The 236-nt window shown below is 60.6% G+C and carries 1 pseudogene; it reads left to right on the forward strand.

Annotation, left to right across the window (positions count from 1 at the left end):
• A pseudogene (locus OB87_RS19400) lies at window positions 1-236 on the forward strand (ABC transporter ATP-binding protein); the annotation flags it as partial.

Here is a 236-nt window from a genome sequence, read left to right on the forward strand (position 1 = left end):
CGCTGTCCAATCTGGACGCCCGGCTGCGCACCGAAGTGCGCGACGGCATCATGGCGCTGCACCGGCAGTTAAAAACCAGCACGGTTTACGTCACCCACGACCAAACCGAAGCCATGTCGATGGCAGACCGCATCGTGGTAATGAACAACGGCGAAGTCCAGCAGGTTGGTACGCCGGAGCAGTTGTATGCCTTCCCAACTAACCGCTTCGTGGCGGGTTTCATCGGTTCGCCCGCC

Origin of the sequence: Dickeya undicola, from assembly GCF_000784735.1 — a bacterium.
Taxonomy (GTDB): domain Bacteria; phylum Pseudomonadota; class Gammaproteobacteria; order Enterobacterales; family Enterobacteriaceae; genus Dickeya; species Dickeya undicola.